Consider the following 17,915-nt stretch of genomic DNA (forward strand, 5'->3'; position numbering starts at 1 on the left):
TTTCTGCATCTAGCATCGTTCCGTGGTAAGTAACCGTTAAGGTAGGATCGCCCATAGTAATCACCAAATCCTGCTGGGTAAGGTCAAAAGCAGCAAAGCCGTCGTTGTTTACATCGCACTCGATAAGGTTTCCGGGAGCCGTGTTAACTGTTGGTGGGTAGTCTATAATTAAATCGATACTACCGCTGCTATCAAAACAACTAGGGTCGTTACGATTCTCTAAACGGATGAACACCGTCTCGCCCGGAGCGTTAACAAAATAAGGGGTCGGTAATGGGTTGACATCGTTATCTGCATCAGCCTGAGTAGCGTGATAGGTAATAGTGTATGTAGAAGATGGCTGTCCGCCTAAAACATAAGAGTTAAAATCACCAGAAAGATTCACAAACTCGCCGCCATCACCATCAGCATCGCAATAGCTTGCGGTGGCGGGTAAAAGGCCGATTATCGCACGGCTGAAATAAATCTTGAAGTCTGTTAAAGCAAAACAAGTACCACTATTGTCTTCAATACGCGCATAAATAGTCTGGGGGGAAGGTGGTACAAAAATGTGCACACCGCCCAAAATCTCGTTGGTGTCATCAAAACTGTCTTGGAAGCTTTGGTAATATTTTATAGTAAACTGCGCAGGGTCCTGAGCACCCAAAATATTTGCGTCGTTATCTGTTAAATTAAAAACTCCCGCAGTTGTGCCATCATCACACTGGTATAAATTAACCGGAGTGTTGGCAACGGGTTGGGGGGTTAAAATTAAATTAAATTGTGTCGTCTCAAAACAACCGGGAGTGGTGTTATTTTCTACTCGTGCAAAAATAAAAACTGATCCAGTTAACACATATGGCTGCGGCAATGCATTAATACCAGCAATAGCATCAACAGGATTATTGTGGTAGGTTACGGTAAATTCTGTTGGATCTTGAGTTCCTAAAATAATAGCATCAAAAATGGTGTTAAGATTTATAGATTCAGTTCCGTTACTTCCTACATCGCATACTCTGTGCGGACTTGGTGGTGCAGTTGCAGTGGCCGAGGAATAAAATATTTCGAAAGAATCAACAGCAAAACACGATGCGCTTTGATCTTCAATCCTAACCCAAATAATTTCAGAAGCACCAACTAGTGGATATGCATTTGCAGGAATGATAGGATTGGTTCCATCTCTAGCTTCTAATTCGCTATGATGATAGGTAATATTAAAGCCTGGATCTTGACTTCCCAGTACATCATCATCATTTTCAGTTAAATCAAAAATACCTGGTGTTGAACCATCATCACAAATTGTTAAGTCTAGCGGCGGACTTGCAATTATAGGCTGAGGGTAAGTTATTATTTCATATTCTCGAATTTGAGGTGTTCCAACATTAAAGGTTAAAGTAACTTTATAATTTCCAGCATCTGTAACTGTAATTGAAGGAAAATTACCGTTAAAAATTGTTACAAATCCAGTTCCATCATCGTATTCCCACAAATAATTAGTGGCCCCCAAGGTAGTTGCATCCAAAACAAACTGCTCACCTTCACAACCAGTTTGTGTAGTTAAAATCGTGCAATCGGTAGATCCAGATCCGGGTCCCCCGGCATTAGTCTGTTCTAATTTAATAAATCCTGCATCTTGCGCATAATTAGTAATTACTAATATATATATTTCACCTGGCTGACCATTTAATATCGAAAAATTTTCAATAGGTTGAATAGAATAACTACAAGCTATTTCATTGAAACTTTGTAATTGTGTATAATCACACAAATCATCTCCTACGGCGAATGGGCCCCAGCAAATAAAATCAACATCAAGACCGGTCCCATTTGGATTACCATTTACATCAAAGGACGTATTTTGGACTATCTCAAAGTCTAGTCTTCCAGCTTGATCAATTTGCAAATAGAACCAAGCAGGATAAGGTTGTGTTATTAAACAACCATAATCTGGACCAGGTTCTGCACTTGGAGTACAAGCTGGGTCAACATCATTGCAATTTGCAAATATCAATGCCTGATCACCAGCACAGAAAGGCTCTATGCTCTCACAGGTTCCACCTTGTGCAAAAGCAGCAAAGGAAATTACTGATAATAAGAGAGTTAAAAAGAAATTTTTCGGGGCGTAGTTATAGTTCATAGTTGTCGTAACGTAATTGCGGCGAAAATTAAGAAAATTTTATGAAACTGCCTTGCTCAATTTCTTAAAATAAGAAGATTCCCTTTTTAGTACCACAATGCTATTGCGTATCTTTGCACGCTTATTACATATTTTTTAATAAATGGATTTAGAAAAACAAATTAAAGAGATTGAAGCAATGGGCGACGATCACATAGCAGGTTCAACCGAAACCCCTATGAGACCTGATGCTTTTGAGCTTAGTGACATCGAAAAAATTGCTAGTATTAAAAAGGATGTCCAAAATATTTTACAAACTTTAGGCCTCGATCTTACAGACGATAGTTTAAAAGGTACTCCTACCCGAGTGGCAAAAATGTTTGTACAAGAAATTTTCGGAGGACTCCACCCAGACAGAAAACCGAAGGCTTCTACTTTTGAAAATAAATATAAGTACCAGGAAATGCTGGTCGAAAAGAATATTACACTTTATTCAACTTGTGAGCATCACTTACTTCCTATTGTTGGAAAAGCACATATTGCATACATTTCTAACGGAAATGTTGTAGGGCTTTCAAAAATGAATAGAATTGTAGATTATTACGCTAAAAGGCCACAAGTTCAGGAACGCTTAACGATGCAAATTGTAAAAGAACTGCAAAAAGTTTTAAACACAGATGATGTAGCTTGTGTAATTGATGCGAAACACCTTTGCGTAAATTCTCGCGGAATACGCGATATTGATAGCAGTACGGTAACTAGCGAATTTGGAGGTGCTTTCAAAAATTCTGATGTGCGTAGGGAATTTTTAGATTATATAAAACTTGAAACTGAGTTTTAAGAATTGCCTAAATAAAAAATTAATTAAAACAGGATAGGCAATTGTCTTCCGTCTTCCGTCATAACCCATGCAGGACCTATATATTTACAATTCGCTTTCAAAAAGTAAAGAAAAATTCACCCCAATTCACGAAGGTGCAATAGGAATGTATGTTTGTGGCCCTACCGTTTACAGCAATGTACATTTAGGAAACTGCCGCACCTTTCTTTCTTTCGATTTGATTTTTCGCTATTTGAAGCATTTAGGCTATAAAGTGCGTTATGTTCGCAATATTACCGATGCTGGACACTTGGAAAACGACGGCGAAAGTGGCGACGACCCAATTCTAAAAAAAGCAAGAATTGAGCAATTGGAACCAATGGAAGTTGTTCAAAAATATACGGTAGATTTTCATACCGTTATGGCTAAATTCAAGGCGTTGCCACCGAGTATTGAACCTACAGCAACCGGACACATCTACGAACAAATTCATATTGTCGAAAAAATAATTGAGCAAGGTTTTGCGTACGAAAAAAACGGCTCTGTCTACTTTGACGTTTTAAAATTCAACGAAACCAACAATTACGGAAAGTTAAGCGGAAGGCAAATTGAAGATATGGTTGCCAACACTCGCGAACTTGCCGCTCAAACCGACAAGAAAAACCCACAAGATTTTGCACTTTGGAAAAAAGCCGAACCTCAACATATTATGCGTTGGCCATCGCCTTGGAGCGACGGTTTTCCAGGCTGGCATTTGGAATGTACTGCAATGAGTACGAAATATTTAGGTAATCAATTTGATATTCACGGCGGCGGAATGGATCTGAAATTTCCACACCACGAATGCGAGATTGCACAAGCAGAAGCCTGTAACCATACTTCACCCGTAAATTATTGGATGCATGCCAATATGCTTACGCTTAACGGCAAAAAAATGTCGAAATCTACCGGAAACTACATTTTACCGAATGATATGTTTACGGGAGAAAACGATGTTTTGAGCAAACCCTTCTCGCCTACCGTTACCAAATTCTTTATGTATCAAGCGCATTACCGAAGCATTTTAGATTTCAGTAGTGATGCTTTGGAAGCTTCAGAAAAAGGATTTAATAGATTGATGGACGCCTACCGAATGCTTCCAGACTTGAACACTTCAGCAAAAAGTAGCATTGACGTTGAAAGCTGGCGAAAAGCTTGTTACGACGCAATGAATGACGACTTTAATAGTCCTATTTTAATCGCCCATCTTTTTGAAATAGTGAAGTTTGCTAACGCCATAAAAGACGGAAAAGAAACTATTTCTATAAATGATTTAGAAATATTGAAACAAACTACAGACAGTTTTCTTTTTGATGTTTTAGGACTTCAAGATACTGTTTCAGAAAATTCAAAGGATGGCGAAAAACTTTCGGCTGCGGTAGAAATTCTTATTCAATTAAGAAATCAGGCACGTGCCAATAAAGATTTTGCAATGAGCGATAAAATTCGCGACGAACTTGCTTCAAAAGGAATTCAGTTAAATGATGGAAAAGATGGAACTTCTTTTTCGTTGAACTAAAAATATGGTGTCGGGAATAGTTTATGAAAAAAATTCTAACATATCCATTCATACTTTTAATTAGAGGATATCAAAATTTTATTTCTCCCTTCACGCCAAATACGTGTCGTTATTCGCCTACTTGTTCGCATTACGCAGTTGATGCGTTAAAAACACACGGCTTGCTAAAAGGCGGTTGGCTGGCTTTAAAACGAATTGGGAGCTGTAACCCTTGGGGTGGCCAAGGCTACGATCCCGTGCCACCAAAAAAGGAGTGAATTTGAACCTATAATTGGCAACCTATTTGTTTAGAAGATTAAACATTTCACAATAAAACAATTTCCCTTTATTACTTTTTCGCTTTTGTTATCTTTACGCAGCGTTTTAAAATCTCCACTATGCACTATTTAAGTTTTACCTGGAACCCTTCTGAAGGGATTGATCTTGGCTTTTTCATGATTCGCTTCTACAGCTTAATGTTTGTGGTGGCGTTTAGTTTGGGCTGGGTGCTCACTAAAAAGATTTTTGATCGAGAGGGCATGCCGCAAGAAAAGCTTGACAGTCTTTTTATTTACATGGTTGTTGCTACCTTAATTGGCGCTCGTTTGGGGCACGTTATCTTTTATCAATCTGAACTTTTTGTGCAAGATCCGCTTTCGGTTTTCTTGCCCATAAGCACAGTACCAGAGTTTGAATTCACAGGTTTTCAAGGATTGGCAAGTCACGGAGCGGCAATCGGTATTTTAATAGCAATGTATTATTACACTAAAAACGTAATTAAAAAACCATTTTTATGGATTATGGATCGCATTGTAATTGCAGTGGCAGCAGGTGGGATTTTCGTTCGAATTGGAAATTTTTTAAATTCTGAAATCATTGGTAAGCCATCTGGCGACTCTCCACTGGGCGTGCGTTTTGTACACGAGGGCATTTTAAAGCGAGAAGCTGTGCAAGCAACCGGTATTCAAGACCCGAGCAAGGCTTATGATGCAATTGTACATAACCCACAGTTTGCAGATTTACTTAATAGTGTTCCCTTTCGCCATCCAGCGCAGCTTTATGAAGCGGCTGGGTATGTAATTGTGTTTTTAGTATGCTGGTATTTGTATTGGAAAACGGAACGCAGAAAGCAAATAGGCTACATATTTGGCGTGTTTTTGATCCTTCTTTTTATGGTTCGATTTATCGTGGAATATGTAAAAGAAAGTCAAGGCGGGTTTGAATCTGCACTCGGTCTGCTATCCACCGGACAATGGTTAAGTGTTCCTTTCGTACTCGCGGGAATCTACATTATGTGGAATGCTTCAAAAAAACCTATGGTTGAATAAAATAAAGTAACCACGAATACACGAATATTTTTTAAATTATTATTCGTGTATTCGTGGTTTTTAATAATTTCTTCAAATGAAAAAAATACTTATTTCAGCAGCAATTGTTGGATCTATACTTACATTTTATAATTGCAAAGACGCTGGTAATTCAGAAACACAAAGCTTAACGCAAGAAATTACGTTTACCAAAGAAGGTGAACTTCAACTTTTAAAAGCTGAAAACGATTCCATTATAGCTTCGCTGGATATTGAAATAGCCGATGATGAATACCAAACTGAAACAGGGCTAATGTACCGCCACTCAATGGCTGAAAACCAGGGAATGCTTTTCGTATTTAAAGTTATGCAACCCCGTTCTTTTTATATGAAGAACACTAAAATTCCACTGGATATTATCTATTTAGATTCTGAAAAGAAAATAGTAAGCATCCAAAAAAACGCTAAACCATTCGATCAGACTTCGCTTCCTTCCGAAGGTGCTTCACAATATGTACTAGAAGTAAATGCGGGGCTTTCTGATTCCTGGAAGCTTAAAAAGGGCGATAGAATAGAATTTATCAACAGTAAATAAACCTAAAAAATATCAGTTATTTAATAAATAAACCCTGGTCCATTGGCCGGGGTTTTTATTTTAATTTTTTTCTCGTTATTTAAAAGTTAAAACTATATTTGGTCTTCTCCCCTTTTAATTTACTCGTTTACGGAAAGCCGTAATTGGGAAATTTTACTTTGATTTATATTGGCAATAAAACTACACAAACGTGTAGCGTAGATGCGGTTTAACTTTAAGATCTGCATATATACACTTGTTTATACCCCAATTAATAGGTAACCATTTTATATAATTTTTCTTAATAACTCTAAAAGATAAGAAAACTATGATGTAAATAGATGAGCTTTAAAAAGAGGAACATTTTACTAGGTATTGAGTCCTCGTCGTTTTAATCTTTTATAAAGGTTGGATTCAATTAATTCCACTACAGTAGCCTTAAGCTAATTAATTAAAATGGCCATTGTTCAAAAGTTCAATGGCCCTAAATAAAATATATGAAAAAATTATTCCTACTTATTATTTTAACAACCACAACCTATTCTTATTCTCAAATAGAAGAAAGAAAGGGCAAACTCTTTTTTAAGATTGGGTCTGAATATCGTATTACGCCCTTACCCTATGATTTTGGTAAAATAGATCAACGAATACCTGCCGATATAGATGTCCAAAATTCAGGCGTAGCATTTCACTATGGGTTTGATTATTTCATAACCAAAAACCTAAGTATTGGATTTAATAATTCTTTTAGGTACGATGTGCTAATCAGAAATGTAAATGAAATAGACCAAGAAAATGGTTTTCAAAAAACAGATAAAACGTTAATTGTGGGAGGTCATTTATATTTAGATTACCACGTTAAAGTGTTCAAAAATTCAGAGCTTTTTGCCCGTGTGGGACCGTCTTTGCTAAACGGTGGTACGGAATATATGAATAAGACTACTTTTTATGATAATCAAGGTAATATTTTAGGTAGTTCATTTAGCAATGAAACATTAGAGTTTTTTGCGACTAATATCGCAATTGGCTATAAAAAGCAAAAAGTAGAGTTGTTAGTAGGTTTATATTCTTCAAGCACTTCCAACTATTTTGACGAAACTGAAAGTTTAAAAATACCTTATATAAACATTACCTATACAATCGGAAAAATGTGGAAATAAGAATATCATTTTTATTCCATAAAAAAAGACCTTTCCAAACTGGAAAGGTCTTTTATATTTACTTCAAAAGAGTTTCGAGTACTATGCCTCTAAGGCAGCTTCCTCTTCTTCTTTTTTGTCTATTAAATCTTCAACTTTTTTGCGCTTCACTGTATCGTACATAATAGGCGTTGCGATAAACAACGATGAATAAGTACCTACTACAATACCTACAATAATTGCAAACAGTAGCCCGCGGATAGATTCTGCACCAAAGAAGAACATACTCAACAACACGATAAGTGTGGTGAAAGAGGTGTTCAACGTTCTACTAAGTGTACTACTTAAAGCTAAATCGATAATTCTATTCATCTTCCAGCCTGGGTGTTCACCGAAGTATTCACGAATACGGTCAAATACAATTACCGTATCATTCAGTGAGTATCCAATTACAGTAAGTATAGCCGCAATAAATGCTTGGTCAATCTCCATACTAAATGGCATAAACCTGTATGTTAGTGAGAATACACCTAATACTAAAAGCACATCGTGGAATACAGCCGCAACTGCTCCCAAACTAAACTGCCATCTTCTGAATCGTAATAAAATGTAAAGGAAAACAACTATTAGCGACCCAAATACAGCCCAGAATGAATCTGTTTTTATATCATCTGCAATAGTAGGACTTACTTTGTAATACTCCATTCTACCGATCGTTTTTCCTTCGCCATCACCTACAAAATCATCGTAAGTTATACCTGCTGGAAAATGCTTTTTCACGGTTTCGAAGAGCATATGCTCTATTTCTTCATCAACGTCCGTTCCTGTTTCATCTACTTTATATTTTGTGGTAATCTTCAATTGGTTATCACCACCGTAGGTTTTAGCTTCTGCACTTCCGAAAGCTTCAATTAAATCATCTTGAATTTCAATTGAATTAACATCTTTCGCAAAACGTACAGTATAAGTACGTCCACCAACAAAATCAACACCTTGGTTAAGACCATTGGTAAACAATGAACCAAGACTTATTACAATCATAACTGCTGAAAATATATACGCTGTTTTACGCTTTTTCAAGAACGAAACGTGCACGTTAGTGAACAAGTTCTTAGTAATTGACGTTGAACAAGGTAATGACTTACCGTTTTGAGTATATCTGTCAATAAACAATCTTGTTATGAAAATTGCTGTAAACAATGAAGTTGCAATACCTATTAATAAAGTTGTTGCAAAACCTTGAATCGGTCCAGTACCGAATACCAAAAGAATTAAACCAGTAAGACCTGTTGTAATGTTTGCATCTAGAATAGAAGATAACGCGTTATTGAAACCATCTTTGACGGCATCCTTCTGCGCCTTGCCTTTGGCGAGCTCTTCCTTAATCCTTTCAAAGATTAGCACGTTTGCATCTACAGACATACCAACCGTTAATACAATACCGGCAATACCAGGTAATGTTAGTACAGCTCCTAGACCAGCAAGAATTCCGAAGATGAACAAAATGTTCACCAATAGGGCAACATCAGCAAAAGCTCCCGCTTTTCCGTAGTAACCAATCATCCATAAAAGAACGATTATAAGTGCTACTCCAAAAGAAAGCACACCACTACTAATAGCCTCTTGACCCAATGTTGGACCAACAACCTCTCCTTGAATAATTTCAGCAGAAGCTGGAAGTTTACCAGCACGAAGTACGTTTGCTAAATCCTGACCTTGGTTTACAGTGAAGTCTCCTGAAATTTGGCTACGTCCACCAGAAATAGGTCCAGAAGTTACGCCCGGCGCAGAGTATACTATATTATCTAAAACAATAGCAATCTGGCTTTGGTTTTCGTAAGCAGCACCTGTTAGTTGCTCCCAAACTTTAGCTCCTTGGCCATTCATTTGCATAGAAACTACGATTCGACTTAAGTTGTCAAATTCTTGTCTTGCATCTACAACTACACTTCCTCCAAGTGGCGGAACATTACCTCTGTTACCCTTTAGGGCGTATAGCGCAGTTACTTCTTCACCATTTAATTGTGCGTCTGCTACTGGCAAGCCCCATACAAATTTTGCGTAACGCAGTTCGTTTGGCAACAACGATTTTATTTGAGAGTTGCGCAAATAACCGTTAATAGCTGCAGTATCTTTTAGTTTAAAAGTAGCAATTACTGGACCTCCTTGATTACCCAAAGAAACCATTTTTGAAAGTATTGGGTTCGCTTTGTTATCGTCCACAAGTGTGTCACTTACATCCTGACCACCTAAAAGTTTACTAACGTCATCATCTTCTGTTTTTGAAGAATCGATTACTTTTTCAGTAGTTTCCGTAGTTTCTGTCGCCTCTGTTGTTGTAACAGCTGTGTTTGCCATTGCAATTTCACCTGCTTTAGTATCGGCAGCTTGAAGGAAACTTGCTACTTCATCAAATTTATATACATCCCAGAATTCTAGTTGGGCAGTACTTTGAAGTAATTTTCTTACCCTGTCTACATCTTTTGCACCCGGAAGCTCTACAAGTATTCTTGCAGATTTACCCAAACGCTGAATGTTAGGTTGAGTTACACCAAATTTATCGATACGCTTTCTTAATACTTCAAAAGCAGAAGTAATAGATTCGTCTATTTTCTTCTCAATAACTGGTTTTACTTGTGAGTTGGTCATTCCAACTTTAATTACATCTTCCAAGTTCTTATTGAAGAAAATGTCTGGCGAGGCAAGATCATTTTCACCCGGAAGGGCTTCAAACGCTTTAAAGAAAGACTCTAAATAAGTATCTTGGCTATCTTTCTGAAGATCTTTTGCATTCTCCAAAGCTTGGTTGAATGCAGGGTCTTTGGTATTATTTGCAAGACCTTTCAAAATATCTTTTACAGATACTTCAAGAATTACATTAATACCTCCTTTAAGGTCAAGACCTTTATTCAACTCTTTATCCTTTGCGGTATTGTAGTCAATTCCTAAAAATACAGGATTATTTGCTACAGAGTCAAGGTAGCGATTTTCCGCTGCGTCCCGCTCGTGTGGTTCATTTTCAGAAAATTTGCTATTCGCAAATTCCTTGGCGCTATCTTCTACCTTGTTCGCAATGAACGTAAAAGAAAGCTGGTAAATACATACCAATCCAAAAAGGATGGCAAATACGGTAACTAGTCCTTTATTTTGCATGTTTAAATTATTAGGTCAGATTTTTTTATCCCAATTCCGAAGCCTCGAAATAGGAGCGCAAATATATCATTTGCCTTGTTATCTAACAATTATCGTGGTTATTAAAAAATAAATTTTGTTTGCTTCGGAAATGTGATAAACCAAAGCTATTTTTCTAAAGTGAAGTAGTTTCTTCCATCATTAAAAACGTGAAGATTTCCTTTAAGATAATGGGCCAGCCCGTACCTCTGGAATTTTATATGAAGTAACATCTATTAAAAGTGAAATATTGCGGTAGTTTTTAAACGCAACTATTTCAATACCTTGTTTTATATCAAATTTGGTTTCTGTGTCGCCAACTGATAAAAAGGGTTTTAAATATTGGTCCTTGGCAGATTTTACAACTACCGGCAAACCTTGCAAACCGATGCTAGAACCGTAATCCTGTTGGATTTTGATTACATCTAATTTATAAATATGCGTGTTTTCACTGAAAGGAATGCTAGAAGGAAAATTCTTTTCATTAAAACCAGTTTCGGCGAGTTGAAGTTTGTTAGGCGTATTAAACAAACCTTTTATTGTGGCAACATCTGTTACGCTATAATAAGTAATTTTTAGCTTGCCGTTAGCTATTTCGGAAACTACAAAATTTGCAATCCCAATAGATTCTAACTGAGAAGTAACGTTGGCAATGGCTTGTTTCGCTTCAGAAGCGCTTACATTTTCAGTATTAAACTGAACAACAATTTCCTGATTAGGCAGCGTAGATTGCTCCAGACTTACTCCAAAAGAAGCAAGGGCAATAATTAATACAGGAATATACCATCTCCAGTTCACGCGCCAAATATAAAAAAATAACTTTAGAAATGATGCAGGATTGAGAAAATGACGTAGGACAGTAGGACATAAGACTTAGGACTAAATTTGAAGCATTTTGAAAATAATTGCTTCAAATTTTTTGGCTTTTTTGTCTTTTGTCATACGTCCTTTCGTCTTATGTCCTCTTAAAACTCTAATTCAAAATAAAGACTGCTTTCGGGGATGGCTTCTGTAACGTCTTCGCCTTTCAAAACCTCATCACTTTCATTCATCAGTTTTAGATTTACTTTCCAGTAGCCAGTCATTGTTAACGACAACTTACCGTCGTACGTTTTAGTTGCAGCATTGTAAGTCATATCAACATTATTGGGCGAACTGTGGTTACCCATTCCAGTCATTCTTGGATCGACGGTTATTTTATAATTTTCAACCATTGGGAAATTCATCATCGTTTCCATTTTGTATAATACAGCTTGAATATCGTTTATTGCAACCTTCGGTTCTTGAGGGTTCACGTATGCCAAAATGTAGCGCACATCATCACTACCCACAAAAACTTGTGTTTTTTTCAATCCATTTGCTGGCTCGGTTACTGAAACTCTCAGCGCTTCCTCCATTTCTTGTCCGTTCATTGAATAATTCAGCGTTACGTTCCAATATTCTGTGTCGTTGCCAGCCATCTGAAAAACAATATACCCTTTATAAACAGTACTTTCTTCGGTATTGCTCAACATGCTATGTGGCGCACTATGCTCCACAGTTTCCATATGCATCATCGGCATCCAAGTAGGCGCAGCGTTGGTAAGAAATTTATCACTGGCTTTGTCTTTAATTCTAATGGAAATTTCATTGTAACCAACTTCAAGATTTTGTTTTGCTGAATAAATCTGCACAGTATGATCGGTCGCAGGAATTTCATAAATCATGGTTAAACCTTCAACGGGGTTAACTTCTTCAGGAGTATCATTTTCATCATCAGAACAACTTACGAATGAAACTGAAAAAATTAAAATTGCGAATATATATTTTAGTGTTTTCATCTTTAATTTTTATTTTGAATAATTAATTTATTGAATAAGAAATAGTTGCGTAAAAGTTTCTGCCCTTCCGTGGAATGTTGTTCCAGTCGGTATAGGACGAATAGTTAGTGTCGAGAATGTTTTCAATTCCTGCTTTCACAAAAAGATCATTATCATTTATAAAGAAACGTTTCCCAAAGCTCGCCGATAACGTGGCATAAGCCGCAGTTTTCGTTTCGCCGTAAGCTGGATTGTAATTTGTTTGCTCCCCTGCCCCGTCAGCTGAAAGCGATGCAGAATATTGATTTTTGTAAAAATCGATTGCACTTCTGTATGAAAGCGGACTAATTAATGGTAAGTTTTCGCCATCATTATCAACCCCTCTGTGATACGAAACACTACCAGATAATTTAAAAGCATTCGAAATATTGTAACGTCCCGAAAGCGAAGCATTAAAAAGTTGTGCATAATCTAGATTGGTGTAAAACTTAACACCATCTGCACCAATAGTCATCGTGCTAAGCGAATTATCCACCACTCCTATTATATAGTTAAAAACGTGGAAGTAGTTTGCCGCAGCAGTAATTTCAAAAATTGGTTTTTTATAAGTGATCGAAAGGTTTGCATCGGCAGAGCTTTCAGTATTTAAGTCAGGATCGCCAATGTAATCGTGATTATCAAAACTGTTGAACAAATAAAAACCATACCCCTCCGAAACCGAAGGTGCTCGCTCGCCATACGACAGACCACCGTTTAAGTGAAAATCATTCAGCATTCTATGGTACTGTGCCGAAAAGCTTTTTAAAAACCGGGTATTTGTCTTTTCCATTTCTGGATAGAAAATCTTTAAGCTATTCAACCCAAACTCATCTGCTACAGCATTTGAATGATATGCCAAACGTGTGGAAAGTTTAAGCGAAGCTTTTTTAAACGCAATATGATCTTCGGCATAAAAACCAACATCTTTGGTACGCACATCTGGCCAGGTTAACATAAACATCAACGGCTCATTGCTATTGGCTGGATACATCGTCATTTCTGCATAACTCTTGTTATAAAAACCATCCAACTTAAAAAAGAAATGATTCTTTTCTTTGTTGAAATTAGCCTGCGTATAAAATCCAGCGGTTTCACTCCAACCCGGCATATCCATGTGTATTGGTACGTCGGGACGCTTGGTATCGTCCATCGTGTGTTTTATGGTATTGTAGTACAATTTGGATTCCCAATTGCTGAAATTTCCAAACAACGTATCCTGATTAAAACTCACCGAACCAATCACCGCCCGCGCTAAAGAAACATCCATCGTTAAAGCGGGGTAGCCCACGTCGTTCGCTTCGTCATATATTAAGGTAGCAGAAATAGATTTGTCGGCAGCCAATTTATAACCAGAATTGACGGAGAAGTTATATTTTTCGAATTGGGAAAAATTTACTTCTTCATCGCCTCCAGCTTTGTAATTATCAGCTTTACGATAGATTGCATCGGTATTTAAATAGAATTTTTCATCGGAATAATTCAGTTCGCCACCAAAAACACGCGTCGTATTATTGCTTTCAAAACCGCTTTCTAAAGAGCCAGTCCAGGCTGTGGATTTAAAATTGCTTTTGTCCAATTTCAAATTAATTCCGCCGCCAATAGTATTTCCAAAAGCTGCGCCCTGCTGCCCAGAACCTATTTCTGCTTCCGAAAGGTTTGACACGTCTACATACGAAGTTATCGGGTCCATTTTATCGGTACACGCTCCAAAAATCTGCATACCGTCAATGGTTATCGCGAGCCGTTCTGAAGCCATATCGTTCATTGTGGGCTCCCAAGCGTAAGCACCGCGTTTCACCATTTTTATGCTGCGTGAGGATTCTAAAAACTCATCTAATGTAGATAAAGGTTTACGCTGTTTTTGATGATCTAATTGTTTACCAGCCGAAATTACAATCACTTCGTTAAGCTGGATTAATTTTAGGCTATCCGTTGGTATTTCTTGAGCAATCAATTGCGACGTAAAAGTGCCGCAAAACAGTGCACACCAAAGGCTACCCATAAGCATTCCCTTTAAAGGAAACACACTTATAAATGCTTTCATTTTCTAATAGTTTTGATAATTTAAAAAGAGTGGCATTTCTGAAATATTCTAAAGAAATTTCAAAAAAGTACCGTTGCTAATAAATTATCCCAACTGTGGAGGATGAAGAATTTTTGAAATGAAAAGAGAAGAATTTAAATTTGGCTGATAGCCCGTATTTTCAACGGAAGCAAATTCGCTTTCCGATGTAAACACATATTCTATTATATTTTCTGAAATAATAAACTGCGGAATTTCAGTTTTTGAAGCTTTTCCGCTGAAAGGATTATCATCTTCAGCACCGGCTTCCTTGGCCAATTCTTTAGATAAATGGCACTTTCCATTACACTGCATTTCCGGCTTGTCTTTATTTTCGCAAAGCACGTTAACTATGTAATCATAATTCAACACATATTCCACTACAGGCCACATTGGTTTTGTAAGCATAATTATGCAAGCGGATATGAGAATTACGTTTTTCACAAGTCAAAGATACTACGCATATTGGGCCTCAAAAATGATTTTTATCACATATTTAAGTATTATTTAAACGAAAAAACTTGCCTGATTAAATAATTTAACAACCTACAATTATTTTCAAAATTTGTCAACTTTTTAGTGTTAATAAATATTTATTTACTTGTTTTACAGGCTATTAACAATGCTTTCTTGACAACTTTAAATTTTAATATTGAAATGAGGAATACTAATTCATTATATTTACCTACTTTAAAATATGATTATAATAACCGTCAAAACCCATTTCAGAATATGCAAATAAAAAACGCCGTCTCCACTCCGACAACCTACACACAAGATGAAGCTTTTGATGCTTCAGTTGAATATTTTAAAGGCGATGATCTTGCCGCCCGAGTTTGGGTAAACAAGTATGCCCTCAAAGATTCTGACGGGAATATTTACGAAAAAACACCGAATGACATGCACCACCGCATCGCAAAAGAAATTGCGCGCGTGGAACAACGCTATGCAAATCCATTAACGGAAAAGGAGGTTTTTGACGCAATAAAAGATTTTAAATACATAGTACCACAAGGTAGCCCGATGGCAGGAATTGGGAATCCATACCAGATTGCTTCGCTTTCAAATTGCTTCGTAATTGGTAACAACGGCGATTCAGATTCCTACGGCGGAATTATGAAAATAGACCAAGAGCAAGTACAATTAATGAAGCGTCGCGGCGGTGTGGGGCACGACCTTTCACATATTCGCCCAAAAGGTTCTCCAGTAAAAAACTCTGCACTTACTTCAACTGGGATCGTTCCTTTTATGGAGCGTTATTCAAACTCCACTCGCGAGGTTGCTCAAGACGGGCGTCGCGGAGCATTAATGCTTTCAGTTTCCATCAACCACCCAGATTCTGAAGATTTTATTGACGCAAAAATGGAGCAAGGCAAAGTTACTGGCGCCAATGTTTCTGTGCGTATGGACAATGCTTTTATGCAAGCCGTAAAAGACGGAAAAAATTACACCCAGAAATACCCAATCTTTAGTGAAAACCCAAAGAATACTAAAGAAATTGAAGCTGGTAAACTTTGGAAAAAAATAGTTCACAACGCGTGGAAATCTGCCGAACCAGGGATTCTTTTCTGGGATACAATTATTAATGAATCAGTGCCAGATTGCTATGCAGATTTGGGTTACAAAACTGTTTCTACCAATCCATGTGGCGAAATTCCATTATGCCCTTACGACTCCTGTCGTTTGTTAGCCATGAACTTGTTTTCATACGTTGAAAATCCTTTTACAGATAAGGCTGAATTCAACTTTGAATTATTCAAAAAACACATTGGTATCGCCCAAAAAATAATGGACGATATAATCGATTTGGAACTTGAAAAAGTAGATGCCATAATCGAAAAAATTGACGCAGATCCACAAACTGAAGAGGTGAAAGCCGTTGAAAAAAATCTTTGGTTAAATATTAAACATAAAGCAGAAGAAGGCAGAAGAACCGGTATTGGCATCACTGCAGAAGGCGACATGCTAGCTGCTTTAGGCATTAAATACGGAACTCAAGAAGGTAACGATTTTTCAGTTGAAATCCATAAAAAAATGGCTTTGGAAACGTATCGCGCTTCCGTTTACGCTGCGAAAGAAAGAGGTGCTTTCAAAATATTCGATTCTGAAAGAGAAAAAAACAACCCGTTTATTCTTCGCCTTAAAGATGCCGATGAAAAGTTGTATTACGATATGTTAGAATACGGCCGTCGTAATATTGCATTGTTAACTATTGCACCCACCGGAACAACTAGTTTAATGACTCAAACCAGTTCTGGAATTGAGCCAGTATTTATGCCTGTTTACAAACGAAGAAGAAAAGTTAACCCGAACGACAAAAACGTGCGTATTGACTTTGTAGATGAATTGGGGGATAGCTGGGAAGAATATGTAGTTTTTCACCACCGTTTTAAGCAATGGATGGAAGTTAAAGGCATAGACACTAGTAAAAATTACAGCCAAGAAGAATTAAATAAAATAGTTAAGAAATCGCCTTATTACAAAGCTACTTCTAACGATGTGGATTGGTTGAGCAAAGTGCGTATGCAAGGTGCTGTACAAAAATGGGTGGATCACTCAATTTCTGTGACCATCAATTTACCAAATGATGCTACCGAAGAATTAGTAGGCAAATTGTATTTGGAAGCTTGGCAAGCAGGCTGTAAAGGTGTTACCGTTTACCGTGATGGTTCTCGTTCTGGAGTTTTAATTTCTAACGAAGAAAAGAAAGAAGAAGTAAACGAAAAACTTACCGCTTTCCCAACCAAACGTCCCGAAAGTTTAGATGCAGATGTAGTTCGTTTTCAAAATAGCAAAGACAAATGGATTGCTTTTATCGGCTTAATTGACGAAAAACCTTATGAAATCTTTACTGGTTTTGCAGATGACGAAGATGGTATTTTAATTCCGCGTTGGGTAAATGACGGTGCTATTATAAAAAACCGAAATGAAGACGGAACGTCACGTTACGATTTTCAATACAAAAACAAAAGAGGTTATAAAACCACTATTGAAGGGCTTTCGCATAAATTCAATCCAGAATTCTGGAATTATGCAAAACTAATTTCAAGCACACTCCGTCACGGAATGCCAATTGAAAAAGCTGTAGAATTAATCAACAGTCTTCAATTAGATACCGAAAGCATTAATACTTGGAAAAACGGTGTTGCTCGTGCATTAAAACGTTATGTTGCAGATGGTACCGAAGCACGCAAACAGAAATGTGAAAACTGTAATAGTACTTCGCTTATTTACCAAGAAGGTTGTTTGACTTGCAAAGATTGTGGGTCCTCAAAATGTGGGTAAAAAAAGACGTAGGACTTAAGACCGCTGAGCTGTAAGACTTAAGACTAAAACCCCAAAGGTTTTAAAAACCTTTAGGGTTTTTCAATA

General features: G+C 37.2%; 12 protein-coding genes and 1 pseudogene. 7 read left to right on the forward strand and 6 right to left on the reverse strand.

Going from position 1 to position 17,915, the window contains the following annotated elements:
* Positions 1–2,116, reverse strand: a pseudogene (locus AC3RVF_RS10515) (hypothetical protein); the annotation flags it as partial.
* Between the two features lie 142 nt (positions 2,117–2,258).
* Between AC3RVF_RS10515 and folE the strand changes: the two are divergent.
* The 6 genes from folE to AC3RVF_RS10545 all read left to right on the forward strand — a co-directional run bounded on the left by folE (position 2,259) and on the right by AC3RVF_RS10545 (position 7,493).
* The gene (gene folE / locus AC3RVF_RS10520; RefSeq protein ID WP_489691953.1) at positions 2,259–2,936 is read left to right on the forward strand and encodes a GTP cyclohydrolase I FolE; all 678 of its coding nucleotides are present in this window, start codon (positions 2,259–2,261) and stop codon (positions 2,934–2,936) included.
* Positions 2,937–3,003: 67 nt separating this feature from the next.
* Complete coding sequence (gene cysS / locus AC3RVF_RS10525; protein WP_489691954.1) at positions 3,004–4,473, forward strand: cysteine--tRNA ligase; 1,470 nt, start codon at positions 3,004–3,006, stop codon at positions 4,471–4,473.
* Positions 4,474–4,496: 23 nt separating this feature from the next.
* A complete protein-coding gene (yidD, locus tag AC3RVF_RS10530; RefSeq protein ID WP_489691955.1) occupies positions 4,497–4,730 on the forward strand; it encodes a membrane protein insertion efficiency factor YidD in 234 nt (77 codons plus the stop codon).
* A gap of 120 nt (positions 4,731–4,850) precedes the next feature.
* Positions 4,851–5,780 (forward strand): prolipoprotein diacylglyceryl transferase, encoded by a 930-nt coding sequence (gene lgt / locus AC3RVF_RS10535; protein WP_489691956.1) that lies wholly within the window; start codon positions 4,851–4,853, stop codon positions 5,778–5,780.
* Between the two features lie 76 nt (positions 5,781–5,856).
* Positions 5,857–6,354 (forward strand): DUF192 domain-containing protein, encoded by a 498-nt coding sequence (locus AC3RVF_RS10540; RefSeq protein WP_489691957.1) that lies wholly within the window; start codon positions 5,857–5,859, stop codon positions 6,352–6,354.
* A gap of 476 nt (positions 6,355–6,830) precedes the next feature.
* Positions 6,831–7,493: a hypothetical protein gene (locus AC3RVF_RS10545; RefSeq protein WP_489693342.1), complete on the forward strand. Its 663-nt coding sequence runs from the start codon at positions 6,831–6,833 to the stop codon at positions 7,491–7,493.
* A gap of 81 nt (positions 7,494–7,574) precedes the next feature.
* Here the strand turns inward: AC3RVF_RS10545 and secDF are convergent, their stop codons facing one another.
* The 5 genes from secDF to AC3RVF_RS10570 form a co-directional block, all read right to left on the reverse strand.
* The gene (secDF, locus tag AC3RVF_RS10550; RefSeq protein WP_489691959.1) at positions 7,575–10,625 is read right to left on the reverse strand and encodes a protein translocase subunit SecDF; all 3,051 of its coding nucleotides are present in this window, start codon (positions 10,623–10,625) and stop codon (positions 7,575–7,577) included.
* Positions 10,626–10,826: 201 nt separating this feature from the next.
* Positions 10,827–11,441, reverse strand: a complete 615-nt coding sequence (locus AC3RVF_RS10555; protein ID WP_489691960.1) for a hypothetical protein — start codon at positions 11,439–11,441, stop codon at positions 10,827–10,829.
* Positions 11,442–11,608: 167 nt separating this feature from the next.
* Positions 11,609–12,463 (reverse strand): hypothetical protein, encoded by an 855-nt coding sequence (locus tag AC3RVF_RS10560; protein ID WP_489693343.1) that lies wholly within the window; start codon positions 12,461–12,463, stop codon positions 11,609–11,611.
* 22 nt (positions 12,464–12,485) lie between these two features.
* Complete coding sequence (locus AC3RVF_RS10565) at positions 12,486–14,525, reverse strand: TonB-dependent receptor plug domain-containing protein (protein ID WP_489693344.1); 2,040 nt, start codon at positions 14,523–14,525, stop codon at positions 12,486–12,488.
* An 84-nt stretch (positions 14,526–14,609) separates the two neighbouring features.
* Positions 14,610–14,951, reverse strand: coding sequence for a hypothetical protein (locus AC3RVF_RS10570; RefSeq protein WP_489691963.1), 342 nt, complete (start codon positions 14,949–14,951; stop codon positions 14,610–14,612).
* Positions 14,952–15,275: 324 nt separating this feature from the next.
* On the opposite strand from AC3RVF_RS10570, the gene AC3RVF_RS10575 reads away from it, so the two are divergent.
* Positions 15,276–17,828 carry an adenosylcobalamin-dependent ribonucleoside-diphosphate reductase gene (locus AC3RVF_RS10575; RefSeq protein ID WP_489692239.1) on the forward strand — a complete coding sequence of 851 codons (2,553 nt, stop codon included), beginning with the start codon at positions 15,276–15,278 and terminating at the stop codon, positions 17,826–17,828.
* Positions 17,829–17,915 lie beyond the last annotated feature (87 nt).

This window comes from Aequorivita sp. IT1183, from assembly GCF_058068265.1.